The sequence below is a fragment of the Intrasporangium sp. genome, assembly GCF_036566125.1.
Taxonomy (GTDB): Bacteria; Actinomycetota; Actinomycetes; order Actinomycetales; family Dermatophilaceae; genus Intrasporangium.
This window is the reverse complement of sequence record NZ_DATCWX010000318.1, coordinates 1-26,770: the sequence shown is the minus strand read 5'-3', so window position 1 is coordinate 26,770 and position 26,770 is coordinate 1. Positions and strand designations below refer to the sequence as shown.

Below are 26,770 nucleotides of genomic sequence, written 5' to 3'. Positions count from 1 at the left end.
CAGGGCCTCGCCGGGCTCGGCCCCGCCGACGCCGACGGAGCCGGTCACCCCGGTCGGCGCGCGGTACTCACCGAACTGCTCACGCAGGGCGGCCGCCCATTCGCCGGTCGTGACGTCGGCCCGCGCACATTCGAGGGAGGCCGCCATGAGGTTCGCGCCCGATGCGGCGTCGGACTTGAGCCGATCGATGGCGGCTCGAGCGCGGTCTCGACGGGCTGGGTCGGCATCGCGCTGGTCTCGCCAGGTGCGGACCGCTTCAGCGGCCGCCTGTTCCACGGACGGGTCGACCGTCTGGATCGCCGTGTCGAGGTCGGCCGTGAGCGGGTTCGTCTCGGTCGTCTCGAACTTGTTGAGGCCCACGATGACCTCGGCGCCCGACTCGATGCGGCGACGGCGCTCGGCGTGCGAGGCGACAAGGGCCGACTTCATGTAGCCGGACTCGACGGCAGCGACCGCGCCACCGAGCTCCTCGACGCGCGCCATCTCGGCCTTGGCGCCGGCGACGAGCTCGGCCACCGTGCGCTCGACGACGACGGAGCCGGTGAAGAGGTCCTCGTACTCGAGCAGGTCCGACTCGAAGGCGAGCACCTGCTGCATGCGCAGGGACCACTGCTGGTCCCACGGTCGTGGCAGGCCGAGCGCCTCGTTCCACGCCGGGAGCTGGATCGCTCGGGCCCGGGCGTCCTTGGACAGGGTCACGGCGAGCATCTCGAGGACGATGCGCTGGACGTTGTTCTCCGGCTGGGCCTCGGTGAGGCCGAGGCTGTTGACCTGGACGCCGTAGCGGAACCGCCGGGCCTTCACGTCGGTCACGCCGTAGCGCTCGCGGGTCAGCTCGTCCCACAGCTCGACGAAGGCGCGCATCTTGCACATCTCTTCGACGAACCGAACCCCCGCGTTGACGAAGAACGAGATGCGCGCGACAACGTCGGAGAACTCCTCCGGGGGCACCTGGCCGGAGTCGCGAACGGCGTCAAGGACGGCGACCGCCGTCGACATCGAGTAGGCGATCTCCTGGACCGGCGTGGCACCGGCCTCCTGCAGGTGGTAGCTGCAGATGTTGATCGGGTTCCACTTCGGGATCTCACGGACCGTGTAGGCGATCAGGTCGGTGATCAGGCGCAGTGACGGCCCGGGCGGGAAGACGTAGGTCCCGCGGGACAGGTACTCCTTGATGATGTCGTTCTGCGTGGTCCCCGCGAGCGCGTGCACCCACTCCTCGGGAGGCTCGCCCGCCGCCTCGGCCTGCCGCTCGGCGGTCACCTGGTAGAGCGCGAGCAGCCACATCGCCGTCGCGTTGATCGTCATCGACGTGTTCATCTCGTTGAGCGGGATGGCGTCGAAGAGCGCGGCCATGTCTCCGATGTGGCTGATCGGCACACCGACCTTGCCGACCTCTCCACGCGCGAGCACGTGGTCGGGGTCGTAGCCGGTCTGGGTGGGCAGGTCGAAGGCCACCGAGAGGCCGGTCTGGCCCTTGGCGAGATTACGTCGGTAGAGCGCGTTGCTGGCCGCGGCGCTGGAGTGTCCCGCATAGGTCCGCATGACCCAGGGACGGTCGCGGGACGGTCGGGCAGCGGCAGGCGGAGCGCTCTCGTCGGGCATGGTCCCGAAGGTACCTCCGGCCCGTGGCGACGGGGAGTCGCTCAGGCGGTGAGAGGCGCCACAGTGCGCGGTCCGGCGTGACGCGAGGCCAGGATGCGGTCGAGCCGGCACCCGCGCAGGAGGCGCCGGGTTCGGTCGGTCGGATCGACGAGCAAGAGCCGCCGCTCCGCCCGGGTGGCTCGGCGGTGCAGGTGCAGGATGACGCCGAGCCCGGTGGCATCGCCGATCTCGGCATCGGCCAGGTGCAGGCGGAGCTCACCGGCGCCAGTGGCGATGACGGCGTGGATGGCGTCACGGATGTCGGGGACGGTATGGACGTCGAGGCGTCCCTCGATGATCACGTCATGCCCATCTGGCGCTTCGAGCACCTCGATCGGTTTCCGCGTCGGCGTCCTTCGGTGGGCATTCAGCGACATTGTGACCCCTCTCAACTGCTGCTGCCGTCATTCATGATGACGCCGCCGGCCTCAAGAAGGTTGCCCTCCGGAGTCAAGAAAGAGTCAAGAAAACCTGCCCTACACCCGGGGATGTTAAAGAGCCCGTCAAGTCGTACGGAAGATCTCGAAATGTGGACTACTCGTACCAGTGCTCGTCCGGCTCGCGGGTGACGTCGGCGCCGAGCGAGCGGAGCCCCACTTCGAAGTGTGGATAGCCGCGGTCAATGTGGTGGACGCCGCTGACGAGGGTGTAGCCCTCCGCGACCAGACCGGCGATGACGAGGGCCGCCCCTGACCGAATGTCGCTGCTCTCGACCGGGGCGCCGGACAGGAGTGGGACTCCATGCGTCATGACGTGGTGGCCGTCGACCTGCATGTCCGCCCCCAAGCGGGCGAGCTCTTGCACCGTGCGGAAGCGTGCCTCGAAGAGGTTCTCGGTCACCATGGCGCTGCCGTCGGCCACCGCGTTGTAGGTCAGCGCGAATGGCTGCAGGTCGGTCGGAAAGCCCGGATACGGCAGGGTCGCGACGTCAAAGGCCGTCGGGCGCCCGGCTCCTTCGGGCACCGCGACCCGGAAGCCGCGAGCTGTTCCCTCCACGTGACACCCCGCCGCTGCCAGCGACTGCAGGGGTGAGCGCAGGTGCTCCGCCACGCCGCCGACCACCTCGATGTCACCGCACGTCGTTGCGGCCGCGAAGGCCCAGGTGCCCGCGGCGACCCGGTCCGGGAGGACGCGGTGCACGGTCGGGTGCAGGGTGTCGACGCCGTCGACCACGAGGCAGGAGGTGCCGGCGCCGGTGATGCGAGCGCCCATCGACGTGAGCATCTCTGCGATGTCAGCGATCTCCGGTTCCCGCGCGACGTTGTCGATCGTCGTGCGCCCACGGGCAAGGACGGCGGCCATGAGGATGTTCTCGGTCGCGCCGACGCTGGGGAAGTCGAGCCGGATGTCCGCTCCCCTGAGGCCGCGCGGCGCCTTGGCCACCAGGTACCCGTGCGTGACGCGCACGTCGGCGCCCAGGGCCTCCAGGCCCGCCGCATGGAGGTCGAGACCGCGGGACCCGATCGCGTCACCACCCGGCACCGCGACGTCCGCCTCGCCGACCCGTGCGACGAGAGGGCCGAGCACCGAGATCGAGGCCCGCAACGCCCGGACGAGCTCATAGTCGGCACGATGCCCGATGGACGCGGGGACGTCGATGACGGCGACACCCGCCTCGGGGTCGTAGTCGACGGAGACGCCGAGTCGCCGCAACAGCTCGGCCATGATGCGCACGTCGGCGATCTCCGGCATGTTCGTCAGGGTGGTCCTGCCCTCCGCGAGGAGGGCCACGGCCATGAGCTTGAGAGCGCTGTTCTTCGCGCCCACGACAGGGACCTCGCCAACGAGTCGGGCACCGCCGACGACCCGGAACCGCTCTCTCACGCTGCGACCCTACCCATGCGGCCCATGACCGACCCGTGCCGGCACGGGTCGGCTCGTCGTGGCGGCAGTGCCGACGAGTGAGAGAGTGCTCCCATGGTCAACCTGACAAAGATCTACACCCGAACTGGTGACGACGGGACGACGAGCCTCGGCGACTTCTCGCGCACAAGCAAGAACGACGACCGCCTGCACGCCTACGCCGACACCAACGAGGCGAATGCCGCCATCGGCATCGCCATCGCGGCGGGTGGTCTCGAAGACGGGGTCAAGGCGACGCTGCTGCGGATCCAGAACGAGCTGTTCGACGTCGGGGCAGACCTCTCGACCCCCCTCCAGGAGACGTACGAGTACCCACCGCTGCGCGTGGACCAGCCCTGGATCGACGACCTCGAACGAGACTGCGACCACTACCTCGAGCGCCTCGAGAAGCTGCGCTCCTTCATCCTTCCCGGCGGGACCCCCGGCTCCGCCTACCTGCACCTGGCGACGACCATCGTGCGGCGGGCGGAGCGGGCGGCCTGGGCGGCGATCGAGGTCCACGGGGACCAGCCCGGTGTCGAACGCGGCGCCGGTGGTGTCAACGTCCTCACCGCCAAGTACCTCAACCGGCTCTCGGACCTGCTCTTCATCCTGGCCCGGATCGCCAACCTGCAGATCGGCGGCGATATCCTCTGGCAGCCGGGTGGGGGGCGGGTCGCCAAGCCCGAGAAGAAGCGCTGAACCCACCCGAACTCAGCCCGAGCGTCAGGCCACGTTGACGTTGTAGCCCGGTGGCGCCGCCTCCTGCCATGAGCGGACAGCGGTGTAGTCCGGGCCCTGGAGGGCGAGCTCGAAGGTTTCGAGCCGGTCGGTGCAGACGACGGCGTAGGCGTCGGGCAGCAGGGCCAACGACTCCTCGGCCGGGAGCAACCGAGGCGCCTCGAGCAGCAGGGCCTGTCGTTGCCACCGTCGCTTCGGGCGCAGCGAAGCGCCCCCGAGCGTGTACCACTCGAGGGCGTTGTCTGCCAGACGCATGAGGCCGAGGTGCCAGCGGTCGGAGCCGCTGGCGCGGTAGCCGCAGAGGGTGAGCTGCTGACCCCCCGCGATGTAGCGCCGTCGCAGGTAGGTGACCCCGAGCACGACGAGCGCGATGATCAGGAGCAGGCCGATCACGATCTCGGTGGAGACGAGAACGGACGGCACAGGGTGAACCTTAGTTGGTGGTCGTGTGCATCGATGAGGCGTCGACGTGCTCGGCGACGATGGTGACGACATCGGAGTCGACGGAGAGGAACCCGCCGTCGACCGTCACGGTGGACCGAGCCCCGTCGAGGGCCTCGATGGTGACGTCCCCCTCGACGAGAACGCCGAGCAGGGGCGTGTGGCCGGGCAGGATGCCGAGCTCACCGGCGATCGAACGAGCGCGCACCAACTTTGCCTCGCCCTCCCAGACCTTGCGGTCGGCAGCAACCATCTCTACCTTGAGCGAACTCACGTGTTCCTCCGAGTCGTGGGGATGTGCTTCGCAGTTTAGTGCCTCTGAGAGGATGCTCCGTACGCGACGTCGACCTGCCGACCATGGTTGCTGTGGTCGACATCGCGAAGGTCACGAATCCCTCCATCACCACACTCCAAGGAGCCAACCAGTGAGCACTGCTGTGTCCGACGCCCTCCTCGACCAGACCCGTCGACCGGCCGCCGTGGCAGCCCTGACCGAGGTCATCGACGCCGAGGTCGCCGACAAGTCAGGCATCAGCGGCGCGGCCGTCAAGGCCGGCTACGCTGCCGCCCGGAAACTCGGCGGCGACTTCGTGCCGAGCGCCACCGACCGTCTGCTGCCTCAGTTCGCCGCGGCCCTCGACCCTTTCTGGGCCACCAAGGGTGACGTCGGTTTCGCCGCCCACCTGCAGGCTCGCTCCCAGGAGGCAGCCGAGGCCCTCCTTGCCGTGACCGATGCCAAGGCGGAGGGCACGTCCCACGCTGCCGCGAAGAAGGTCTACAACGCGCTGCGGGGCAAGGCCAAGGAGCAGGTGGTCGCCGCGCTGCCACGTCTTGGCACCGCCGTGGAGCGCCTCGTCCGCAGCTGAGGCGCAGGCTCGGCCGGGTGCGACTGAGCCGGTGACAGACCTGCGGCCCCGCGGATCTCGACGGTCAGCGGGGTCGCAGCAGCACCCACGCCTGTCGGTCTTCGAGCCGGTAGTTGGATCCGAGCCAGCTGAGCAGGGGATCTCGCTCGCGCCTGGCCGGACTCACGGGCCAGAAGGCGGGAGTGGTGAAGATACACTGCGGTCTGAGGTTGCGGTCCTCGAGCCACCCGACCACCGTGCGGTTGGCCTGGCCGAACGATCCGAGCCAGACAATGGGGGTGGCCGGGCGGGCATCGGCGAGCAGCATGGCTCCCGGGAGGCCGATCGTGAGGGCGGTCTGACCGGCGCAGACCTGGGCGAACCGGGTGTCCCGCTCCGTCTGGTCGACCGACTCCTTGCTGGTCCACAGCCCTGCGTTGGCCCCGATCGAGACCCGTGCGCTCATCTCGGACAGGGGAGGCGAGCGAAAGCTCGTCATCGCGTGGGAGCTCGCGAGCACTGCGACGAGCAGTCCGCCGACGACGGCCACGGGAACGCGTCCGCCCCGCCGTAGGGGCCGGAGCAGTCCCACCGTGACGGCAGCGAGGCCCGGCGAGGTGACCGCCGCCGTCGCGCCCCATGCGGCCGTGGAGGTGGTCAGTGCCGCGACGAAGGAGACGCCGACGACCGAGGCGGCGATGCCGGTGGCGACGTAGCGACCCACTGGTCCCGCCAACCAGCCGCGGCGTGCGAGCCCGACGATCGCAGGCACCGTCAGCACGCCGAGGAGCACAGTGCCTGTCACCCCGCTCAGCCAGGCGTAGGTCGTGAACCGGGTCCGCTCCTCCCCTCCACCGATCATGGCCACGCCGACGAGCACCACGCTGCCAGCGAGCAGCAGCCACGCGCGCCGGCCCCGAAGCAGCCCGGCCACCAGCGCGAGCGCGGCCGCGCCGAGGACGAGGGGCGAGGAGAGCACGTCGACGTAGTAGCTGACGGCCCGAATCAACCTGCGGCGAAACGGTACCCGCAGGCCCTGGTACTCGTTCGTGTAGCTCAACGTCGCCTCCAGCGCCGACGGTCCGCCCCACCAGAAGGCCAGAGCGATCCCAGCGATGAGAGCCGCGACTGCGCCCCCGCCGATCATGGCCAAGCGCACGCGACGCTCACCGCACCAGATCAGGGCGAGGAGTCCGAGCACGGCCGCCGCTGGGGCAGCCGCCACATGGCTCACCGGCGTGAGCGCGATGCAGGCACCGACCACTGCGCCCCACCCCGCGCTCCGGCGGGCCGTAGCCGCCAAGGCCGCCGACGCCGCAAGGAGGAGCAGCAGGGCCGGGGTCGTGTTGTAGCTGATCACCGGGAGGTTGTAGGCGCTCGGCACGATGGCAACGGCGATGGCCGCCGCCGCCACTCCCCCTCCGAGGTGTGGTGCCGTGGCCCGCCAGCACACGTGCGCCACGATGAGGGCGATCACCACGTAGACGACGCGAGCGACGAGAACAAGGCCATCCGTCCCGACGAGCTGCAGCCAGGCCCACACGAACGGCACGGCCGGCCACGCGCCAAGCACCTGGAGATTCATCTCATCGACGAAGGGGCGGTCCCCCATCGCCAGTCTGCGGGTCAGCTCGACGGCGTGCATGCCGTCGCTCATGTCGACGCCGAGCTGCACCCGCGCGAGGGCCAACACGACGGCGACCGCGGTGAGCCAGGTCAACGGGTGCAGGCCCAGCCATCGCACGGCTGGTTGCGTGCGCCAACGCCCGGCGACGGGACCGGCGCTCGCCCGCGCACCGGCCCCGGCCGGTTGGTCGCTGGCCGGCACCACGTCCGAGGAACGCCTGCTCACCCCACGGGACCGTAGTCAGCCCGAGCGATCCTCATGGCCGCCTTGATCACGTGCACCAGCGGCGCCCGAGGAGGGTTCTTCCCCCTGACGGTCCCCGGGTACCCGAGGCAGCTCTGGATGGAAGCGGTCGCCGAGGTCCTCGATCGCCGTCCGGGCGAAGACCTGCTGCTGCGTCACCACGCGCTCCGCGCGGCCGCTGCCGAGAAACGCGATCGCCCAGTGCAGCAGGGTCGTCACCCGGTGCTTGAACCCGATGATGTAGAGCAGGTGGACCGCAAGCCAGAGCAGCCAGGCGAAGAAACCGCTGAAGCGGGCCTTCCCGATCGACGCCACGGCAGAGAACCGCGAGATCGTCGCCATCGACCCCTTGTCGACGTACCGGAACGGCTCGGTCGGGGGCTGACCCGCCAGGCGCCCCTTGACCTGGTCCGCTGCGTAGCGGCCGCTCTGGATCGCCACCTGGGCCACCCCGGGCAGGTGGTCGAGAGCCATCATGTCGCCGGCCACGAGCACCTCGGGATGCCCCGGCAGCGTCAGGTCGGGCAGCACCTCGATCCGTCCGGCCCGGTCGACGCCAGCCCCGGTCTGCTCCGCGAGGTGCGCGGCCAGCGGTGATGCACTGACGCCAGCGGCCCAGACCTTGCAGACCGACTCGATTCGCTCGCGTGTGCCGTCGGTGTGCTCCACGTCGATACCCGTCAGGTCGACATCGACGACCTTGGCGCCGAGGCGCACCTCGACCCCCATCCGCTCCAGCCGCCGTCGCGCCTTGCCTCCGAGCTGCTCCCCGAAGGACGCAAGGATCGTCGGCGCGGCGTCGAGCAGGATGATCCGCGCGTCGTGCGGGTCGATGCGCCGGAAGTCCCGGCTCAGCGTGCGGTGGGCCAGTTCCGCGATCTGTCCCGCCATCTCGACGCCTGTCGGCCCCGCGCCGACGACGACGAAGGTCATGAGCCGCTTGATCTCAGCGGGGGTCGATGCGAGCTCGGCGAGCTCGAAGGAACCGAAGATCCTTCCCCGCAGCTCGAGGGCGTCGTCGATCGACTTCATGCCCGGTGCATGCCGGGCGAACTGGTCGTTGCCGAAGTAGGACTGGCCGGAACCGGCAGCGACGATGAGCGTGTCGTAGGGCGTGACGGTGACCCGTCCGACGGACTCGTGGGTGACCGTGCGGCCCGTGACGTCGATCTTCGTCACCTCTCCGAGGAGCACCTCGGCGTTGCGCTGGCGGGCGAGCACCTCCCGCGTCGAGGGTGCGATCTCGCCCTCGGACAGGATGCCGGTTGCCACTTGGTAGAGGAGCGGCTGGAAGAGATGGTGGGTGGTGCGGGCGATGAGGGTGACTTCGACGTCGGCCCCTTTGAGTCGTTGGGTGGCGAACAGGCCACCGAACCCCGACCCGATGACAACGACACGATGGCGTCCTGAGCGGTGACCGCGCATGTCGCAACTCTACGGGCCGCCTACGGGGCGCCATTCCCTGGCGGCGGCTCCAATGGGTGCAGGAGCGTGAGGTTGTTCGCCAGGCCGACCTGGACGTACCGAGCCTTGATCCACTGGAGCAACGGGTCGGCCGCCAGCAGCTTGGCGGACGGGGGCCACGTCCGGTTCGAGATGAGGACGCAGTCCGGTCGGGCATCCCGTGCCGTGAGCCAGTCGACGACCACCTGGTTGGCGTGTCCGAAGCGGACGATCCAGATGATGGGAGACAGGATCCGAGCGTCGCCGAGCAGGTAGGCGGGGGGTTGGTCGTAGGTCAACGCCGTCCGACCACACCGCTGCGCGAGACGGGTCTCGTCCGCGAGGATCCGGACCTCCTCCTCAGAGTTCAACAGTCCGGCGTTGATGCCGAAGCTGACCCTGGTCCGCAGGTCTGAGACGGGCGGCGTGCGGTATGACGTCAGGGTGTGGGACGCCGCCAGCAGCAGGACGACCAGGCCCGAGAGGACGGCGGCCGGCCAACGACGAGGCCGCCCGAGCGGCGCTTTGAACCCGTGGGACAGGTCGCGGAGCAGCACGGTGAAGATCCCCACGATCCCGGGCGTGAGCACGGCCGACGTCGAGCCCCACGCTGGCGACGCGGAGGTCATGGCCCAGATCACCGGGATACCGAGCAACGTTGGCGGCAGGCCGAGCACGAGCACCTGCCGGGCGATCCGGTCACCGGACCGGAGGGCAAGGATCGCGGCGGGCAGTGCGAGGACAAGGACCAGCGCCGTGGCCGTGAAGCCGCTCGTCCAGGACCACGAGACGACGCTGGCGCTGTCCAGGCCGCCGCGCAGCATCGCGACGCCGAGCAGGGCGACGGCGGTTCCGAACAGCACCGCACGGGCCCAGGCCGGCCAGGTCCTCCCGGGCCGCGACGACGGCAGTGACGCAGCCGCCAGCGAGACAACCGCCGCGGCAGGGACCACCCAGCCGAACCACGTCCAGTAGGCCGTCGCGGCCTGCCGCACCCTCAATCCCCAGTTGGGGCGCAGGCTCTGGTACTCCAGGGTGAAGTCAACGGTCGCGCGCACGGCCTCGAAACCGCCCCAGAACGTCACGACGACGAACAGCAGGACGGCGCCCACGGCTGCGGCCCCTCCCAAGAGGTAGAGGGACAGACGGCTGCGGCCGAGCAGCACTAAGCCAATGAGGCCGGCGAGCAGGCCTGTCGGCGCTGTGACGGGATGGGCAGCAGCACTCAGCGCAAGAGCCGCCCCTCCGACCCAGGCCCAAGCGGCGATGCGGCGGGTGACCGCCGCGGTGATCGCGCAGGTGGCGAGGAGCAGGAGGAGTGCCGGCGTCGTGTTGTAGCTGACCACGGGAAGGTTGTACGCGGCCGGGATGACGGCGATCGCGATGACGGCAGCGGAGATGCCCCGCCCGACCACCGGCGCGATCGCGCGCCACGACACATGCGCGACGAGCAGACTGAGCAGGACGAAGTACACCCTCGAGGCAAGGATGATCCCGTCCGTCCCGACGGTGTGCGTCCACACCCAGACGAACGGGACCGCAGGCCAGGACCCCATCACCTGCAGGTTCATCTCGTCGACGAAGGGCCGGTCGCCGTCCGCCAGCCGCATCGCGAGACCGACGACGTGCGCACCGTCGCCGTAGTCGAAGCCGAGCTGCACCCTGGCCAGGGCCCACACGACGACCAGCACGGTGAAGAGCGTGAGACGCCCAGATCTCCCCCACGACCGCAGCCGCGCTCGCGTGACCGTGGTCGAGCCGGGACCGGTGAGGGTGCCGACCGGGCCGGTTCCGCTACCGATGATGCCCCCTCTCGGCCGTTCTGTAGACACGCTGGGGTCAGTCCAGCACACCCGGCTTTGGCCCGCCCGTTCCTCCGGTTATACATGGAGCTGGCGCCGACACCCCGCAGGGGTGCCGGCGCCGGCGATCTGACAATCCGATCCGGGCTACCGCCCGGCGGCTCAGAGGTTCTTCTGGATCTCGGCCCACTGGCGCTCGACGTCGTCGAGTCCGCCACACATGAAGAAGGCCTGCTCGGCCACGTGGTCGTACTCGCCGTCCGCGATCTTGGTGAAGGCCTCGACCGTGTCCGACAGCGGAACGGTCGAGCCCTCGATGCCGGTGAACTGCTTCGCGACGTAGGTGTTCTGCGACAGGAAGCGCTGGATGCGGCGGGCGCGGTTGACGAGGATCTTGTCCTCTTCCGAGAGCTCGTCGATACCGAGGATCGCGATGATGTCCTGCAGCTCCTTGTTGCGCTGGAGGATCGAGCGGATCCGGACCGCCGTGCTGTAGTGCTCCTGCGACACGTAACGCGGGTCGAGGATCCGCGACGTCGACGTCAGCGGGTCGACAGCGGGGTAGATACCCATCGAAGCGATGTCGCGCGAGAGCTCGGTCGTCGCGTCGAGGTGGGCGAAGGTCGTCGCCGGGGCCGGGTCGGTGTAGTCGTCGGCCGGCACGTAGATCGCCTGCATCGACGTGATCGAGTGACCACGCGTCGAGGTGATGCGCTCCTGGAGGACACCCATCTCGTCGGCGAGCGTCGGCTGGTAACCCACGGCGGACGGCATGCGGCCGAGGAGGGTCGAGACCTCGGAACCGGCCTGCGTGAAGCGGAAGATGTTGTCGATGAAGAGAAGCACGTCCTGCTTCTGGACGTCGCGGAAGTATTCCGCCATCGTCAGGGCCGACAGAGCGACGCGAAGACGCGTGCCCGGCGGCTCGTCCATCTGGCCGAAGACGAGGGCCGTCTGGCCGAGGACACCCGCCTCCTCCATCTCGACCATGAGGTCGTTGCCCTCACGGGTGCGCTCCCCCACGCCGGCGAACACCGACACACCACCGTGGTCGCGGGCGACACGAGCGATCATCTCCTGGATGAGCACCGTCTTGCCGACGCCGGCGCCGCCGAAGAGGCCGATCTTGCCACCCTGCACGTAGGGGGTGAGCAGGTCGATGACCTTGATGCCCGTCTCGAACATCTGGGTCTTGGACTCGAGCTGGTCGAAGGCGGGGGCCTTGCGGTGGATCCCCCAGCGCTCCTTGATCTCGAGCGTCTCCCCCTCCTGGAGGTTCATGCACTCGCCGGTCGTGTTGAAGACGTGCCCGAGGGTGACGTCGCCCACCGGTACGGTGATCGGGCCGCCGGTGTCCTGCACCGCCGAGCCGCGAACGAGTCCGTCAGTCGGCTGGAGCGAGATGGCGCGGACCATGTTGTCGCCGATGTGCTGGGCGACCTCCAGATTGATGTTCTTCGTCTCGCCGCCGAGCGCGACCTGTGTCGTCAGGAGGTTGTACTGCTCGGGCATCGCGTCGCTCGGGAACTCGACGTCGACGACCGGGCCGATGATGCGGGCGATGCGTCCGACGCCGCCCGCGGCCTCGGCCTGCACCGCGTTGTCGCTGACAGTTGCAGTCATGGTGAATGTTCCTTCGCTAGGGCGTTACTTCTTCTTGGCGTCGGCGAGGGCGTTCGCACCGCCCACGATTTCGCTGATCTCTTGCGTGATGCCGGCCTGCCGCGCCTGGTTCGCGAGGCGCTCGTACTTCTTGATGAGCTCCGAGGCGTTGTCCGTCGCGGACTTCATCGCGCGCTGCCGCGCAGCGAGCTCCGACGCCGCCGAGCTCAGCAGGCAGGTGAAGATCCGGTTGCGGACGTACTTCGGAAGGAGCAGGTCGAGCACCTGGTCGGCGCTCGGCTCGAACTCGTACTGCGGGACGAGCTGACCCTCCTCATAGGACTGGACCGAGAAGTCCAGCCCGGTGTCGCTCCCCGCCGCGTCCGCCTCGACGACCTCGAGGGGCAGCAGCCGCAGGACGTGGGGGTCTTGACGGACCATCGAGCGGAAGCGCGTGAACACGACATGGATCTCGTCGTTACCGCCCTCCTCGGTCTCCTTGAGGAAGTCGGCCGTGATCCGGTCGGCGATCTCGCTCGCGTGCTCGAACCTCGGCGCGTCGGTGAAGCCGCTCCACTCGGCCGCGTACGGGCGCTTGCGGAACTTGTAGTAAGCCACCGCCTTGCGGCCGACGAGGTAGGGCACGACCTCCTTGCCCTCTCGCTGCAGACGCGCGACGAGCTCGGCGGCCTCCTTGAGCGCGGACGCCGCGTAGGACCCGGCCAGACCGCGGTCCGAGGTGATGATGACGACGCCGGCGCGCTGGGCGGTGGGCTTCGTCGTGGTCAGCGGGTGGTCCTCGTTGGTGTGGCTCGCCACGGCGGAGACGGCGCGCGTCAGTGCGTTCGTGTACGGCATTGCCTCGACCGCGCGCTGGCGAGCCTTGATGACACGAGCGGCCGCGATCAGCTCCATCGCGTTGGTGATCTTCTTGATGGAGTTGACGGACTTGATGCGCTGACGGTAGATCCGCATCTGCGCTCCCATGTGCTCCGCCTCTCTTGGTCTCGAAAACGAAAACGTTCAGTTCGGGTGCGGGCCGGCAGGCCCATTCCGTATGCCGCTGGGCTGGGGGCTCGCCTCCGTGCACTCCCAGCCGCCCGGGCTTTCGGGGGTCACGGGGGCGGCGCCCCGGGCGTTACCGGGACTTGACGATCTGGGCCTGGGTGATCTCGTCGGACTCGAGCTCGTCGAACTCCTCGTGGCCCGCCTCGAGGCCCTCTCGCCCGGTGCCCTGGAAGGTGAACTTCACGTCGTCGAAGACCTTCTCGAGCGCGGTCACGGTGTCCTCGTCGAGCTTCTTCGTCTCGCGGATCGTCTGCAGGATCTTGCCCTCGCGACGCAGGGTGTCGTGCAGCTCGGCCTCGAAGGCGCGCACGTCCTCGACGGCGATGTCATCGAGCCTGCCGGTCGTTCCGGACCAGATCGAGACGACCTGCTCCTCGACCGGGTAGGGGCTGCTCTGCGGCTGCTTGAGCAGCTCGACGAGCCGCGCGCCACGAGCCAGCTGAGCTCGGGAGGCCGGGTCGAGGTCGGAGGCGAACATGGCGAACGCCTCCATCGCGCGGAACTGCGCCAGGTCGAGCTTGAGGCGCCCGGCGACGTCCTTCATCGCCTTGATCTGCGCGGCGCCACCGACTCGGGACACCGAGACGCCCACGTCGATGGCGGGCCGGACGTTGGCGTTGAACAGGTCGGCCTGGAGGTAGATCTGGCCGTCGGTGATCGAGATGACGTTGGTCGGGATGTACGCCGAGACGTCGCCGGCCTTCGTCTCGATGATCGGCAGGCCGGTCATCGAACCGTGGCCCAGGTCGTCCGAGAGCTTCGCGCAGCGCTCGAGGAGCCGCGAGTGCAGGTAGAAGACGTCACCGGGGTAGGCCTCGCGGCCCGGAGGGCGGCGCAGCAGAAGCGACACGGCGCGGTACGCCTCGGCCTGCTTGGACAGGTCGTCGAAGACGATGAGGACGTGCTTGCCCTGGTACATCCAGTGCTGACCGATGGCCGATCCGGTGTACGGAGCGAGGTACTTGAAGCCGGCCGAGTCGGACGCGGGGGCGGCGATGATCGTCGTGTACTCCAGGGCGCCGGCCTCCTCCAGCGTCCCCCGGACCGACGCGATGGTCGAGCCCTTCTGGCCGATCCCGACGTAGATGCAGCGGACCTGCTGGTCGGGGTCGCCCGACTCCCAGTTGCGCTTCTGGTTGATGATCGTGTCGACGGCCACGGTCGTCTTGCCGGTCTGACGGTCGCCGATGATGAGCTGGCGCTGGCCGCGACCGATGGGCGTCATCGAGTCGATGGCCTTGATGCCGGTCTGGAGCGGCTCATGCACCGACTTGCGCTGGACCACCGTCGGGGCCTGCAGCTCGAGGGCTCGGCGCTCCTCCGACGTGATCTCGCCGAGGCCGTCGATCGGGTTGCCCAGCGGGTCGACGACGCGGCCCAGGAAGTCGTCGCCAACCGGGACGGAGAGGACCTCGCCCGTGCGCTTGACCGTCTGGCCCTCCTCGATGCCGGCGAAGTCACCGAGGATGACGACACCGATCTGGTGGACGTCGAGGTTGAGTGCGAGGCCCAGCGTGCCGTCCTCGAACTGCAGCAGCTCGTTGGTCATGGCCGAGGGCAGACCCTCGACGTGAGCGATACCGTCACCGGCGTCGGTGACGCGGCCGACCTCTTCGCGGGAGGCCGCGCCGGGCTCGTAGGACTGGACGAAAGAGTCCAGCGCGTCCCGGATCTCCTCCGGACGGATCGAAAGCTCCGTCATGTCAGATCTTCTCCTCGGTTTCGACCCGCGCTCAGCGAGTCGGTGGTGTTCAACAAAGCTGGTGTGTGTCTCGTTTGGGACGCTTTGGGCCGCTAGGCGCCCATGGCCCGGCGTGCGCCGTCGAGCTTGCGCATGATCGTTCCGTCGATGACCTCGTCGCCGATCTCGACCTTGACGCCGCCGAGGACCCGAGGGTCGACGAGGGTGTTGATGTGCACCCTGCCACCGTAGATCGACGAAAGTCCCGCAGCCAGACGGTCGCGGTCGTCCGCCGTGAGTGGCACCGCCGACGTGACTGTCGCCGTTTGCTGCTCGCGTCGGGCCGACGCGATCTCAAGGTAGCTGCTCACAGTGCGGTCGAAGCGACGACCGCGAGGGGCGGTCACTGCCTGGCGTGCCAGCGCGAGGGTCTCGTCCGCGACCTTGCCGGAAAGCAGCGAGGCGACGAGGGCCGCACGCTTGTCCGCCGGGACCGTCTGGTCGCCCAGCGCTCCCCTGAGCGGCTCGTTGGCCGCGACGATGCGCTCGAAGTGAAACAGCTCGTCCTCGACGCGGTCCTCCCGTCCAGCGGTCTCGGCCGAGGCGATGATCGTCTCGATGCCGTAGCCCTCGAGGGTGTCGGACAGGTCGCGCTCCGTGCTCCAACGCTGCCCGACGACACCTTTGAGGACGACGAGCGTCTCGGCGCTCACCTTGCCCGCGAACAGCCGCTCCGCCAGGGCTGCCTTCTCCGCTCCCTCACGCGACGGGTCGGCGAGGGCGCGGCGCAGGGTGGCGTTGCCGTCGATGACGCCGACGACCCCGAAGAGCTCCTGGGCCAACTCCGAACGACTGGCAGTGGCCGCGAGCGCCCCGGTGAACGCCTCGCGGCTCCCGGCCGCTGCTGCACGCGAGGATCCACGCATCAGGCGTCCTCGGTCGTGCTGCCGACCTTCTCCCGGACGACGTCGCCCGCCTCGAGCTCAGCGAGGAAACGCTCGACGATGCCCTTCTGCCGGGTCTCGTTGTGCAGCGACTCACCGACGATCCGGCTCGCGAGGTCGGTCGACATCCGGCCCACGTCGGCGCGCAGGGAGACGAGCGCCTGCTGGCGCTCCGCCTCGATCTGCTTGTGCGCGATGCCGGTGAGCCGGGCCGCCTCGGCGGCAGCCTGCTCGCGCATCTCGGCGAGGATCTGCGAACCCTGAGCCTTCGCGTCCTCACGGATGCGCGATGCCTCGGCACGGGCCTCGGTGAGCTGGGCCTGGTACTGCTCGAGCGCGGCCTGGGCCTGGGCCTGTGCCTCCTCGGCCTTGTGGATCCCGCCCTGGATGGCCTCGGTGCGCTCGGCATAGGCCTTCTCCAGGTTGGGGACGACCTTCGCCTTGACCACCCAGTAGATGATGCCGAAGGCGACGAGGCCAAAGATCAGCTCTGGGAGGTACGGGAGGATCGGCAGGGTCGCCGACGGCTCCTCGGTCTGGCCCGGCATGAGGGCCGGGGCGATGGCGTTGAGTTGCACGGAAACTCCTAGTGCCTAGTGCTGCGGACGGTGCGTGACGAGCCGGCGTGCGGCGGTCAGAGGAAGAAGAGCACCAAGCCGAAGATCGCGAGCGCCTCGGCGAGGGCGAAGCCGAGAATGGCGATCGGCTGGAGGAGCCTGCCGGACTCCGGCTGGCGGGCCACACCGTTGATGTAAGCGGCGAAGATCAGGCCGATGGCAATGGCCGGGCCGATGGTCGCGAGGCCGTAGCCGACGAGCGAGAGGTTGCCTTCCACGATGTTTCCTCTTTCGTGTGTTTTGTGTGATCTGCCGGCACCATGCCGTCCAGATGTTCTTGGGTTTCGATCGTCCCGAGCCGGTCCCGGGACAGTGCCGACGGTCAGTGGTCGTCGACGAGCGCGCCACCGATGTAGGAGGCGGCGAGCAGGGTGAAGACGTAGGCCTGCAGGAACTGCACCAGGGCCTCGAACAGGGTGAAGGCGAAGGCCAGCACCCACGACGGCAGCGCGGTCAGCTTGAGGAAGAAGCTCTCTGCGTTGAACAGCTCCCAGCCACCGACGATGAAGACGACGAGCAGCATGTGACCCGCGAACATGTTGCCGAAGAGTCGGAGGGCCAGCGTGAGCGGGCGCGTGATGAAGAACGTGATGAACTCCAGCACGAAGATGAACGGCTTGATCCAGCCGGGGAGCCCACCGGGAATGAGGAACTTGAAGTAGCCTGCGACGCCGTGCTTCTGGATGCCGATCGTGTGGTAGACGACATAGACGATGAGCGTCAGGGCGATCGGGAAGCCGATGCGTGACATCGAGGGCATCTGGACGAACGGGGTGATGCCGAACAGGTTGTTGACCAGGATGAAGACGAACAGCGCGAAGAGCAGCGGGACGAACCGGAGGAACTCCTTGCTGCCGATCATGTCCTTGGCGACGCCGTTGCGGATGAAGCCGTAGACGCCCTCGGTGAGGAACTGGCCCTTCGACGGGACGACAGCCGCCTGCTTCGTCGTCGCGAGGAGCCACCAGGCGAGGAGAGCGACCGAGATCGCGACGACGACCATCACCCGGGTGATGGAGACCGAGCCGATGGAGAACAGCGGCTGCCAGAAGATCTCCGGCGAGGGCGGGAAGTGGCTCTCATCCTGCGTGGGGGCCACGGTGCCCAGCGTGGACGCCAGCACGTTCAAGCTCACAAGCTCTCCTTGGTCATGAATGTCGAACACACAGGGGCTGAACCGGGCGCGGGGCGACCGCGCGTGGCGACCCAGCCGCAGGGCTGGTGTGCCGCCGAAGCGGCTCGGTCTCCCGACGCGCCGCACAGGTTGCGCTCAGCCGAGAATGCTATGGCGTACCGTACCGGAGCCAGATCACGTACAACGACAGGGCCATCCCACCGAGCAGACCGAGCACGACAAGGAAGCCGGTGCCGATCCAGCGGTCCAGCAGCAGTCCGAGCCCGCCGAACACGGCCGGCCCGGTGATGAGATAGGCGACGATGGTCGCCGAGGTCTGGTCGGAGGCGAACTTGCCTGCCGAGAGCACCGGGTTGGTCCGCTGTGGTTCCTCGGGCGGGTCCGTCGGATGCTGCAATGGATCGGTCATGGCGACCTCCGAATGAGAGCGACATCACGACCGCCCCGAGGGCAGTGCGACGTCCGGGTAGATCTCGTGGCGGGCGCGGCGGAAGCCGACGATCTGCCCCACCTGCCAGACGATGGTCTGGATGATGGCAGCCGCGCCGAAGGCACGTCCGTCCACCCAGCCGGCTCGGCGCAGCACGAGGAACACCGCGACCAGGGCGATGAGCTGGCCGAGGTAGACGACAAAGGCGCCGGCGATGGACAGCCCGGGCTCCCCGGCCACGACCGCGCGAACCGCGAGATGGCCCAGGGCGAAGAAGCCGACGACGACGAGGGCCCCGACGAGGGCTGACCAGAGGCCGGCCTGGCCACGCCACAGGAACGCCACCAGACCGATGACCGGCACGCTGGCCGCGGAGAGGACGAGAGAGGTCCGGAGCATCGAGCGGGCCGGCGATTGGGCACCGGAACGGCTCTGGCTGGTCCGCACGACTGAGCTACCTCGGGGGGTGGGGATCGGGTTGGGCCGGTTGGCGAGCATGGTCCCTGACCGCCTCCGGCTGCTTGTGAAAGGTATCACAAGCGCTTGTGAGGCCTCCACTTGGGCAGCCATACCGTGAGCACCACACCGAGCACGACGGCGACCGCGAGGACCCCGAGCGGACGCCATCCCTCCCACACGACGAACGAGACGGACCCCAGTGCCACGATGGCGGCCCAGAGGTACATGATGAGCACGGCTCGCCGATGGCTGTGCCCGATCCGGAGCATCCGGTGGTGCAGGTGCATGGCATCCGGATGCCAGGGCCGCCTGCCGGCCCGCGTCCGCCGGATCACCGCGAGCACCATGTCGAGCAACGGCAGCAGGAGGACTGCGATCGGCACGACGAGGGGCAGGAAGACGGCCGTGACCTGGTTGGCCGTCACCTCGCTCGGGTCGACGTTGCCGGTCAGCGTGATGGTGGCCGCCGAGAGGAGCAGCCCCAGGGTGAGCGCGCCGGAGTCGCCCATGAAGAGCCGAGCGGGATGGAAGTTGTGCGGGAGGAAGCCGGCGCAGCAGCCGATGAGCGCGGCGCAGATCAAGGTGGCGACGGAGAAGACGTTGGCCGGCACGAAGGCCCGCGAGACGAGATAGCTGTAGATGAAGAACGCGAACGCGGCGATTCCGACCACCCCGGCGGCGAGGCCGTCGAGCCCGTCGATGAAGTTCACGGCATTCGTCGACGCGATGACGACCACGATCGTGAAGAGCACGAGGACCGGGGTGGGCAGGATGGTCGTCCCGGAGATGGGCAACGACAGCAGCTGCACACCGGCGTAGGCCATCAGGCCCGCGGCGAGGATCTGCCCGGCCAGCTTGGTCAGCCAGTCGAGCTCGCGGATGTCGTCGAAGGCCCCGACGAGGCACACGATGCCGCCCGCCGCGAGCACCCCGAGGATCTGGCGGTCCCTGAAGAGGGTGCCGAGGTAGGGCAGGTTGCGTGCGACGAGTGCTGCGGCGACGAAGCCGATGTAGATCCCCACTCCCCCGAGCCGCGGGATGGGCGTCGAGTGGACGTCGCGCTCGCGGACCGCCGTGAAGGCACCCGTCGCCACGGCGAGGCTGCGCACGAAGGGCGTCGCGATGTACGTGACCGCGGCCGCGACGAGAAGGATGAGGACGTACTCGTGCACTCAGCCGCCCCGTGACGGGGGGGTATGCCGCTGAGCTGGCTCAGCGGCATACGCCGGCCTGGTCTGTGGCACGTCTCTCAACGCGGGTACGCGGGGAAGCGCGTCACGAGCTCGGTGACCTCCGCACGTACCTCCCTGCTCACGGCGCCCTCCGGATCGCCGTCCCCCTTGGTGACCGCCATGTGGATGAGGCGGGCGATCGTCTTCATCTCGTCGAGGCCCATCCCCTGAGTCGTGACCGACGGCGTGCCGACCCGGATGCCCGAGGCGATGTTCGGCTTCTGCGGGTCGAAGGGAATCGCGTTCTTGTTCAGGACGATTCCCGCTGCGTCGGCTCGCGCCTCGGCGTCCTTGCCCGTGACGCCGATGTCCTGGAGGTCGAGCAGCGCGAGATGCGTGTCGGTGCCGCCGGTCGTCGGGCGGATGCCGAGGTCCTTGAGGCTCTCCGCGAGCTGCCTGCTGTTGGCGATGACGTCCGTGGCGTACTGCGCGAACTCAGGTGTGGCGGCCTCCTTGAAGTTGACCGCCTTGGCCGCGATGGTGTGCATCTGCGGGCCGCCCTGCATCATCGGGAAGATCGCCTTGTCGAGCGCCGCAGCGTGCTCGGCCTTGCAGACCAACGCTCCGGACCGCGGGCCACGCAGCACCTTGTGGGTGGTGAAGGTGACGACGTCGGCGTAGGGCACCGGCGAGGGGATCGCCTTGCCGGCCACGAGGCCGATGAAGTGCGCGGCGTCGACCCAGAAGATCGCGCCCACCTCGTCAGCGATCGCGCGGAACCGCTCGAAGTCGATGAGCCTCGGGATGGCGGAGCCACCTGCACAGATCACCTTCGGCTGGTGCTCCCGGGCGAGCTCCTCGACCTGGTCGTAGTCGATGTCCTCGGTCTCCTTGTCGACGCCGTAGCCCACGGCGTTGAACCACTTGCCCGAGAAGGACACCTTGGACCCATGCGTCAGGTGCCCACCCATGGGCAGGCTCATCGCGAGGAAGGTGTCACCGGGCTGCATGAAGGCGCCGTAGACGGCCTGGTTGGCCGAGGCGCCGGAGTGTGCCTGGACGTTCGCGTGGTCGGCGCCGAAGAGTTGCTTGGCGCGGTCGATGGCGATCTGCTCGGCCTTGTCGACCTCGGAGCAGCCGCCGTAGTAGCGCCGGCCGGGGTAGCCCTCGGCGTACTTGTTCGACAGGGTCGACCCGAGCGCGGTGAGCACCGCCGGTGAGCTGATGTTCTCGCTCGCTATGAGCTGGAGTCCGCCGCGGATGCGGTCGAGCTCTGACACCAGCACTCCGGCGATCTCCGGGTCGAAGGCCTGGAGGGCCCCGAAGTCGGAGCCGTAGAACGTCGTGTCGTCAGCCATGGGAGATCTCCGTACGTGGTGGCGGGGCGAGCGGGTCGTCATCGAAGGCCCACCCAACTGTAGGACGTGGGCCCGGGATGGCGCTCAGGGGCTTTCCGGCTCGGAACTGGCGGCGAGCGCCGCGTCGATGTCGGCCTGCGCCAGGGCGCCGAGTCGAAGGGTCACCGGCGCCTCACCGGTGCAGTCGAGGATGGTCGACGGCGCACTGTCGACGCTCGGACCGCCGTCGAGGTACACGGCGACCGACTCCCCCAGCATCTGTTGTGCCTCGTCGAGGCTCCGTGCCGCGGGGGCGCCCGTGGTGTTCGCGCTCGTCACGGCCATCGGACCGATGTCGGAGAGCAGCTCGAGCGCGATCGGGTTGTCGGGCACCCGGAGCGCCACGGTGCCGTTCGTGTCGCCGAGGTCCCAGTGCAAGGCGGACTGCGCCGTGAGGATCACCGTCAGCGGTCCCGGCCAGAACCGCTCCATCAGGGTTTCGGCATAGCCGGGGACCTGCGCAGCGAGGCCATGAGCGGTGCGGGCCGTCGGGAGGAGCACCGGCGGCGGCATGTCACGGCCGCGGCCCTTGGCGGCGAGCACGGCGGCGACGGCGTCGGCATCGAAGGCGTCGCACCCCACGCCGTAGACGGTGTCCGTCGGGAACACGACGATCTCGCCCCGACGCACCGCGGCGCCGGCCGCAGCCATGCCCTCCGCGCGGCCGGTGGGATCGGTGCAGTCGTAGCGCTCACTCACTCAGCAGACACTACTGCGCCCGACGTCACCCGCCAGCCACGGCTGTCGGGTCAACGTCGGCGGGCTGATGTCACGCGCGGACGACCAGTGAGATCGGGGTGGTCCTCGACGTGTTCCCACCGACCCGCGCGCGAAAGCGCCGCTGGCAGGGACTCCCCCTGAGCGTCGGCATGCTCCATGAGCAGCAGGCCTCCCGACCGAAGCAGGCCGGCTGCTGTCCTCGCGACCGCCACCGGGGTCGCCAGCCCGTCCTCGCTGCCGCCGTAGAGCGCCAGCTCGGGGTCATGGTCCCGCACCTCAGGGTCCAGCGGTACGGCCCCCACCGGGATGTAGGGCGGGTTGACGGTGACGATGTCGACCCTCCCTTCCCAGTCGGGGAAAGCCTGCTCGGTCGCGTCTCCCTGCACGACCTCGACGTCGAGGCCGAGCCGCTCGCGGTTGGCCGCCGCCCACGCGACGGCGTGCTCCGACAGCTCGAGTGAGCGAACCGACACGTGTGGCCGCTCCTGCTTGATCGCGAAAGCGATCGCTCCCGACCCACCACAGAGATCAACGAGCCGTATGCCGCTGGGCCCAGTCCCAGGGAGCCGGTCGACTTCCGCGAGGGCGAGGTCCACGAGCACCTCCGTCTCGGGGCGGGGCACGAAGACCCCTGGCCCGACGTCGAGGGTCAGCGTGCGGAAGTAGGCCCGTCCGGTGAGGTGCTGGAGCGGGACGCGGCGGGCGCGCTCGGCGAGCACAGCGGCATACGCCTGCTCGAACGTGGCTGGGAGGGCACCCCCGACGATCATGAGCCGCCGGACGTCGGCGGCCTGCGTGCCGAGCACGTGCGCGGCGAGCTCCACCGCGTCGATGTCGGGTGACGGGATGCCTGCCTCCCGAAGGCGCGCCGTCCCGTTGCGGACAGCCGCCCGGAGGTCGGTCACGGCCCCGCCAGCGCGGCGAGCTTGGCCGCCTCGTCCGCGTCGAGGGCGGACTGGACGACCGGGTCGAGGTCGCCGTCGAGCACCGCGTCGAGGTTGTAGGCCTTGAAGCCGGTGCGGTGGTCCGAGATCCGGTTCTCCGGGAAGTTGTAGGTGCGAATCCGTTCGCTGCGGTCCACCGTGCGCACCTGGCTGCGCCGGGCGGCGGATGCCTCGGCATCAGCCTCGTCCTTGGCGATCTGGTGGAGGCGGGCCCGGAGGACGCGGAGGGCCGCCTCCTTGTTCTGCAGCTGCGACTTTTCGTTCTGGCAGGAGACGACCAGACCGGTCGGCACGTGCGTGATGCGCACGGCGGAGTCGGTCGTGTTGACGCTCTGGCCGCCGGGGCCGGAGCTGCGGTAGACGTCGATCCGCAGGTCGTTTGGATTGAGGTCGACCTCCGCGGTGTCCCCGACGTCCGGCATGACGAGGACCCCGGCCGCGCTCGTGTGGATCCGGCCCTGGCTCTCGGTGACCGGGACACGTTGGACGCGGTGGACGCCGCCCTCGTACTTCAGGCGCGCCCACGGCCCTTCGTCCTGCCCGACCCGGCCGCGGGCCTTGATCGAGACGCGGACGTCCTTGTAGCCCCCGAGGTCGGACTCGTTCGCATCCTCGATCTGGGTGCGCCATCCACGGCGCTCGGCGTAGCGCAGGTACATCCGGAGCAGGTCGCCGGCGAAGAGAGCCGACTCGTCGCCGCCCTCGCCCGCCTTGACCTCGAGGAGGACATCGCGGTCGTCGTCGGGGTCGCGCGGGATGAGCTGGCGGCGCAGGTGCTCCTCCGTGTCGGCGAGGGCCTGCTCGAGGGCGGGGATCTCCTCCGCGAAGGCGGGGTCCTCGGCGGCGAGCTCGCGAGCTGCCCCCAGATCGTCACGGGCCGCCTGCCAGGCCCTGGCCGCGGCGACGCTCGGCCCCAGGGCGGCGTAGCGCTTGTTCAGCGTCCGGACGAGGTCCTGGTCGGTGTGGATGTCCGGGTTGGCGAGGCGGGCCTCGAGGTCGGAGTACTCGTCGAGGATCGCCTGGACTGACTCATGCACGGTGCCCCACCTTCGTCTCCGGACGTTGCGATGAAAAACGCCGGCCCCCGACGACCGAAGTCGTGGGAGCCGGCGGGCGGGAGACCTACTTGGCGGCCTTCTTGCCGTAACGAGCCTCGAACCGGGCGACGCGGCCACCGGTGTCGAGGATCTTCTGCTTGCCCGTGTAGAACGGGTGGCACTGCGAGCAGACATCGGCGTGGATGACGCCGCTCTTCGCGGTGCTGCGGGTCGTGAACGTGTTGCCACAGGTGCAGGTCACCTGGGTCTCCACGTAGGTCGGGTGAAGGTCCTTCTTCAACGTGATCTCCTCGAGATGAGTGGCCGGGTCGGCTGCAGACCTACGGTCGTGCCAGTGATGCCGTGAACCGGTCCAAAGGAAGAGTGTGCCAGAGGTGGCGCACCCTCCCAAAACGCCGGGCCTCGCCCCCGCATTCCCGACCCCCGGGCCTGAGTGCCAAGCGCGCGAAGTGTTGCGCCTTTGGCACTCATGCTGCGGCTGCCTCCGCCTGCTGGTGCGCCCGCACCACTTGGTCAAGGAAGGCCCGCGGCTTCAGACGCAGTCCGAGGACCGGGATCCGCAGCACCCGATCGCCGGAGAGAACGACGTCGTTCTGCCTCAGTGCGTCGTCGACTGGGTTTAGCGCCATGGCATGGTGACCGCCGTCGATCTCGACAACGAGAGCGATGTCATCCCAGCCCGTGTCGAGATAGACCCGACCGCTGGGAAGGCGGCGGACCTCCTGCCGGCTCGGCTCGGGCAGACCTCGCTCCCGGCACATACCCGCGAAGTCGAGCTCACCCAAGGAGTGCGCTCCATCGCATACGTCACGCACGAGAACATCGAGCAGGGCGTGCCTGGCGCCGTGGGATGAGGCGCGCCAAGCCTCCAGGACTCTCTCCGGTAGCACCAAACGCTGCTGCACCGGTAGGCACAGGAGCAAGGCCGCCTGCCGGTCGGACACTGCCCACTGCGCCGCGTGGATGGTCGCCCACTCGGGCTTGACCCGCGGGATCCCCACCGCAAGCGCAGGCGGCATCGTCGATCGCAGATGACGCACGACACCGGGAACGGTATGCCTGCGGTTGTTGCGGGGCAGCGAGACGTCGATCCGCGTCGGCGTGAAGCCTGATAGCCCGGACGCGACGAGCGCAGCGGCCCCGTCCAGCACGGCCCCCGAGCCGCTCTCCCAGACGGCCTGCCAGTGACGCGCCTCTGCGGTGAGCGTGCCGGAGCCGATCACCACCGTGTGCTTCCCGGCGGTCATCCACCTACCGGCTCCGATCTCGGTGCGCACGTCCGCCCTGGTCACACCGACCGTACGGAGGTCCGCTCGGTGGGCAACGCCGTCGTGCAGCTCGGCGATTCCGAGCGCCGCCCGAGTGCGCTGCGCCCGCGACAGACGCCGACGCGGTTTCCTCCGGCGGGGCAGAGGTTGGGACTCCACCCCATGATCCTGACGAAGCTCAGCGGTCGCCCGCGGACACCCTGTGGACAGTGCTGGCCCTGCGTGCCAAGCGCGCGACATCTCGCGCTCCTGGCACGCAGGTTCAGACTTCAGTCGTCGTCGAGCCGGACGCTGCTCGTCTGCTGCACCTGCGTCAGGAACTCGTAGTTCGTCTTCGTCTTCCGGAGCCGGTCGAGGAGCAGCTCGATGGCCTGCTGGGTGTCGAGCCCACCAAGGACGCGACGAAGCTTCCAGACGATCTTCAGCTCCTCGCTGGCGAGCAGGAGCTCCTCCCGCCGCGTGCCGGACGCGTTGATGTCCACAGACGGGAAGATGCGTCGGTTCGCGAGCTGGCGGTCGAGCTTGAGCTCCATGTTGCCGGTGCCCTTGAACTCCTCGAAGATCACCTCGTCCATCTTCGAGCCGGTCTCGACGAGCGCCGTCGCGAGGATGGTGAGCGAGCCGCCGTTCTCGATGTTGCGCGCCGCGCCGAAGAACTTCTTCGGCGGGTAGAGCGCTGCCGAGTCGACACCACCGGAGAGGATCCGGCCACTCGCCGGCGCCGACAGGTTGTAGGCGCGGCCGAGCTTGGTGATCGAGTCGAGGAGGACGACGACGTCGTGCCCGAGCTCGACCAAACGCTTGGCCCGCTCGATGGCGAGCTCGGCGACCGTCGTGTGGTCGTCAGCCGGACGGTCGAAGGTCGAGGCGATGACCTCACCCTTGACCGCGCGCTGCATCTCGGTGACTTCTTCGGGCCGCTCGTCGACGAGGACGACCATGAGGTGGCACTCGGGGTTGTTCGTCGTGATGGCGTTGGCGAGCGCCTGCATGACCATGGTCTTGCCGGCCTTGGCCGGAGCGACGATGAGGCCGCGCTGGCCCTTGCCGATCGGAGCCACGAGGTCGATGACGCGCGTCGTCAGCTGGCCCGACTCGGTCTCGAGCCGGAGGCGCTGCTGCGGGTAGAGCGGCGTCAGCTTGCCGAACTCCACCCGCTTGGGCGCGTCATCCGGCCCCTGCCCGTTGACGCTGTCGAGGCGAATGAGGGCGTTGTACTTCTGGCGGCCGACGTTGCCGGTGGGCTGCTCGCCTTCGCGCAGTGCCTTGACGGCCCCCGTGACAGCGTCGCCCTTGCGCAGCCCATGCTTCTTGACCATGCCGAGCGGGACGTAGACATCACTCGGGCCGGCCAGATAGCCCGATGTGCGGACGAACGCGTAGTTCTCCAGCACGTCGAGGATGCCGGCCACGGGGACGAGGACGTCATCGTCGCCGATCTGCGGCTCGGCGTCGCTCCAGTCCTGGGCGGAGCCACTGCGACCACGCTTGCGGTCCCGGCTGCGCTGACGGTTGCGACTGCGTCGGTTGCCGCGATCCTCGTCGTCGTAACGGCCACCCTGCTGACCCTCCCGGTTGTCCCGGCTGTCGCGGTGGTCCTCACGATCCTGTTGACCGTCCCGGTCCTGACGGTCCTGCTGGTCCTGG

Annotated in this window: 27 protein-coding genes; 2 read left to right on the top strand and 25 right to left on the bottom strand. The window is 69.0% G+C overall.

The window, feature by feature from the left end:
• The 3 genes from VIR15_RS19220 to murA all read right to left on the bottom strand — a co-directional run.
• A partial coding sequence (locus tag VIR15_RS19220; RefSeq protein WP_331930729.1) for a methylmalonyl-CoA mutase family protein occupies positions 1–1,605 on the bottom strand: 1,605 nt, incomplete at its 3' end.
• 41 nt (positions 1,606–1,646) lie between these two features.
• The gene (locus VIR15_RS19215; RefSeq protein WP_331930727.1) at positions 1,647–2,021 is read right to left on the bottom strand and encodes an STAS domain-containing protein; all 375 of its coding nucleotides are present in this window, start codon (positions 2,019–2,021) and stop codon (positions 1,647–1,649) included.
• Between the two features lie 157 nt (positions 2,022–2,178).
• Positions 2,179–3,468, bottom strand: coding sequence for a UDP-N-acetylglucosamine 1-carboxyvinyltransferase (gene murA / locus VIR15_RS19210; RefSeq protein ID WP_331930725.1), 1,290 nt, complete (start codon positions 3,466–3,468; stop codon positions 2,179–2,181).
• A 93-nt stretch (positions 3,469–3,561) separates the two neighbouring features.
• Here murA and VIR15_RS19205 point away from each other — a divergent pair, with 93 nt between their 5' ends.
• On the top strand, positions 3,562–4,188 hold the full coding sequence (locus VIR15_RS19205) for a cob(I)yrinic acid a,c-diamide adenosyltransferase (RefSeq protein WP_331930723.1): 627 nt from the start codon (positions 3,562–3,564) through the stop codon (positions 4,186–4,188).
• A gap of 24 nt (positions 4,189–4,212) precedes the next feature.
• On the opposite strand, the gene VIR15_RS19200 is transcribed toward VIR15_RS19205, so the two are convergent.
• The gene (locus tag VIR15_RS19200; protein WP_331930721.1) at positions 4,213–4,650 is read right to left on the bottom strand and encodes a DUF2550 domain-containing protein; all 438 of its coding nucleotides are present in this window, start codon (positions 4,648–4,650) and stop codon (positions 4,213–4,215) included.
• A 10-nt stretch (positions 4,651–4,660) separates the two neighbouring features.
• On the bottom strand, positions 4,661–4,942 hold the full coding sequence (locus VIR15_RS19195; protein WP_331930719.1) for a F0F1 ATP synthase subunit epsilon: 282 nt from the start codon (positions 4,940–4,942) through the stop codon (positions 4,661–4,663).
• A 151-nt stretch (positions 4,943–5,093) separates the two neighbouring features.
• Between VIR15_RS19195 and VIR15_RS19190 the strand changes: the two genes are divergently transcribed.
• Positions 5,094–5,534 (top strand): DUF6918 family protein, encoded by a 441-nt coding sequence (locus VIR15_RS19190; protein ID WP_331930717.1) that lies wholly within the window; start codon positions 5,094–5,096, stop codon positions 5,532–5,534.
• Positions 5,535–5,598: 64 nt separating this feature from the next.
• Here the strand turns inward: VIR15_RS19190 and VIR15_RS19185 are convergent, their stop codons facing one another.
• The 20 genes from VIR15_RS19185 to rho all read right to left on the bottom strand — a co-directional run.
• Complete coding sequence (locus VIR15_RS19185) at positions 5,599–7,365, bottom strand: hypothetical protein (protein WP_331930715.1); 1,767 nt, start codon at positions 7,363–7,365, stop codon at positions 5,599–5,601.
• Positions 7,366–7,380: 15 nt separating this feature from the next.
• Positions 7,381–8,808, bottom strand: a complete 1,428-nt coding sequence (locus VIR15_RS19180) for an NAD(P)/FAD-dependent oxidoreductase (protein WP_331930713.1) — start codon at positions 8,806–8,808, stop codon at positions 7,381–7,383.
• Between the two features lie 20 nt (positions 8,809–8,828).
• Entirely contained in the window at positions 8,829–10,517 is a 1,689-nt protein-coding gene (locus VIR15_RS19175; RefSeq protein ID WP_331930711.1) for a hypothetical protein, read from the bottom strand.
• A 273-nt stretch (positions 10,518–10,790) separates the two neighbouring features.
• Complete coding sequence (gene atpD, locus VIR15_RS19170; RefSeq protein WP_331930709.1) at positions 10,791–12,251, bottom strand: F0F1 ATP synthase subunit beta; 1,461 nt, start codon at positions 12,249–12,251, stop codon at positions 10,791–10,793.
• 24 nt (positions 12,252–12,275) lie between these two features.
• Complete coding sequence (locus VIR15_RS19165; protein ID WP_331930707.1) at positions 12,276–13,217, bottom strand: F0F1 ATP synthase subunit gamma; 942 nt, start codon at positions 13,215–13,217, stop codon at positions 12,276–12,278.
• Positions 13,218–13,368: 151 nt separating this feature from the next.
• Complete coding sequence (gene atpA, locus VIR15_RS19160) at positions 13,369–15,000, bottom strand: F0F1 ATP synthase subunit alpha (RefSeq protein WP_331930705.1); 1,632 nt, start codon at positions 14,998–15,000, stop codon at positions 13,369–13,371.
• A 92-nt stretch (positions 15,001–15,092) separates the two neighbouring features.
• Complete coding sequence (locus VIR15_RS19155) at positions 15,093–15,905, bottom strand: F0F1 ATP synthase subunit delta (protein ID WP_331930703.1); 813 nt, start codon at positions 15,903–15,905, stop codon at positions 15,093–15,095.
• The gene (locus tag VIR15_RS19150; RefSeq protein WP_414654985.1) at positions 15,905–16,501 is read right to left on the bottom strand and encodes a F0F1 ATP synthase subunit B; all 597 of its coding nucleotides are present in this window, start codon (positions 16,499–16,501) and stop codon (positions 15,905–15,907) included. The genes VIR15_RS19155 and VIR15_RS19150 overlap by 1 nt, the downstream gene beginning before the upstream one ends.
• A 56-nt stretch (positions 16,502–16,557) precedes the next feature.
• Complete coding sequence (locus VIR15_RS19145; RefSeq protein ID WP_331930701.1) at positions 16,558–16,758, bottom strand: ATP synthase subunit C-like protein; 201 nt, start codon at positions 16,756–16,758, stop codon at positions 16,558–16,560.
• A gap of 104 nt (positions 16,759–16,862) precedes the next feature.
• The gene (atpB, locus tag VIR15_RS19140) at positions 16,863–17,675 is read right to left on the bottom strand and encodes a F0F1 ATP synthase subunit A (protein ID WP_331930699.1); all 813 of its coding nucleotides are present in this window, start codon (positions 17,673–17,675) and stop codon (positions 16,863–16,865) included.
• Between the two features lie 148 nt (positions 17,676–17,823).
• Positions 17,824–18,084 (bottom strand): AtpZ/AtpI family protein, encoded by a 261-nt coding sequence (locus VIR15_RS19135; protein WP_331930697.1) that lies wholly within the window; start codon positions 18,082–18,084, stop codon positions 17,824–17,826.
• 24 nt (positions 18,085–18,108) lie between these two features.
• Positions 18,109–18,552 (bottom strand): Cg1360 family ATP-synthase-associated protein, encoded by a 444-nt coding sequence (locus tag VIR15_RS19130; protein WP_331930695.1) that lies wholly within the window; start codon positions 18,550–18,552, stop codon positions 18,109–18,111.
• Between the two features lie 86 nt (positions 18,553–18,638).
• Complete coding sequence (locus tag VIR15_RS19125; protein WP_331930693.1) at positions 18,639–19,736, bottom strand: glycosyltransferase family 4 protein; 1,098 nt, start codon at positions 19,734–19,736, stop codon at positions 18,639–18,641.
• 77 nt (positions 19,737–19,813) lie between these two features.
• On the bottom strand, positions 19,814–21,094 hold the full coding sequence (glyA, locus tag VIR15_RS19120) for a serine hydroxymethyltransferase (protein WP_331930691.1): 1,281 nt from the start codon (positions 21,092–21,094) through the stop codon (positions 19,814–19,816).
• 84 nt (positions 21,095–21,178) lie between these two features.
• Entirely contained in the window at positions 21,179–21,832 is a 654-nt protein-coding gene (locus VIR15_RS19115) for an L-threonylcarbamoyladenylate synthase (protein ID WP_331930689.1), read from the bottom strand.
• Positions 21,833–21,882: 50 nt separating this feature from the next.
• Positions 21,883–22,758, bottom strand: coding sequence for a peptide chain release factor N(5)-glutamine methyltransferase (prmC, locus tag VIR15_RS19110; RefSeq protein ID WP_331930687.1), 876 nt, complete (start codon positions 22,756–22,758; stop codon positions 21,883–21,885).
• Positions 22,755–23,834, bottom strand: a complete 1,080-nt coding sequence (prfA, locus tag VIR15_RS19105) for a peptide chain release factor 1 (RefSeq protein ID WP_331930685.1) — start codon at positions 23,832–23,834, stop codon at positions 22,755–22,757. The genes prmC and prfA overlap by 4 nt, the downstream gene beginning before the upstream one ends.
• Before the next feature lie 85 nt (positions 23,835–23,919).
• Positions 23,920–24,135, bottom strand: a complete 216-nt coding sequence (gene rpmE, locus VIR15_RS19100; RefSeq protein ID WP_331930683.1) for a 50S ribosomal protein L31 — start codon at positions 24,133–24,135, stop codon at positions 23,920–23,922.
• Positions 24,136–24,322: 187 nt separating this feature from the next.
• Positions 24,323–25,282 carry a putative endonuclease domain-containing protein gene (locus VIR15_RS19095; protein WP_331930681.1) on the bottom strand — a complete coding sequence of 320 codons (960 nt, stop codon included), beginning with the start codon at positions 25,280–25,282 and terminating at the stop codon, positions 24,323–24,325.
• A gap of 110 nt (positions 25,283–25,392) precedes the next feature.
• Positions 25,393–26,770: transcription termination factor Rho (gene rho / locus VIR15_RS19090; protein ID WP_331930679.1), on the bottom strand; the 1,378-nt coding region annotated here is incomplete at its 5' end.

Bases quoted from the DNA above. Each gene is read 5' to 3' on its own strand.
- glyA (WP_331930691.1), bottom strand. From the start codon at position 21,094: ATGGCTGACGACACGACGTTCTACGGCTCCGACTTCGGGGCCCTCCAG.
- atpA (WP_331930705.1), bottom strand. From the start codon at position 15,000: ATGACGGAGCTTTCGATCCGTCCGGAGGAGATCCGGGACGCGCTGGAC.
- VIR15_RS19135 (WP_331930697.1), bottom strand. From the start codon at position 18,084: ATGACCGATCCATTGCAGCATCCGACGGACCCGCCCGAGGAACCACAG.
- VIR15_RS19165 (WP_331930707.1), bottom strand. From the start codon at position 13,217: ATGGGAGCGCAGATGCGGATCTACCGTCAGCGCATCAAGTCCGTCAAC.
- VIR15_RS19155 (WP_331930703.1), bottom strand. From the start codon at position 15,905: ATGCGTGGATCCTCGCGTGCAGCAGCGGCCGGGAGCCGCGAGGCGTTC.
- atpD (WP_331930709.1), bottom strand. From the start codon at position 12,251: ATGACTGCAACTGTCAGCGACAACGCGGTGCAGGCCGAGGCCGCGGGC.
- VIR15_RS19180 (WP_331930713.1), bottom strand. From the start codon at position 8,808: ATGCGCGGTCACCGCTCAGGACGCCATCGTGTCGTTGTCATCGGGTCG.
- VIR15_RS19205 (WP_331930723.1), top strand. From the start codon at position 3,562: ATGGTCAACCTGACAAAGATCTACACCCGAACTGGTGACGACGGGACG.
- VIR15_RS19215 (WP_331930727.1), bottom strand. From the start codon at position 2,021: ATGTCGCTGAATGCCCACCGAAGGACGCCGACGCGGAAACCGATCGAG.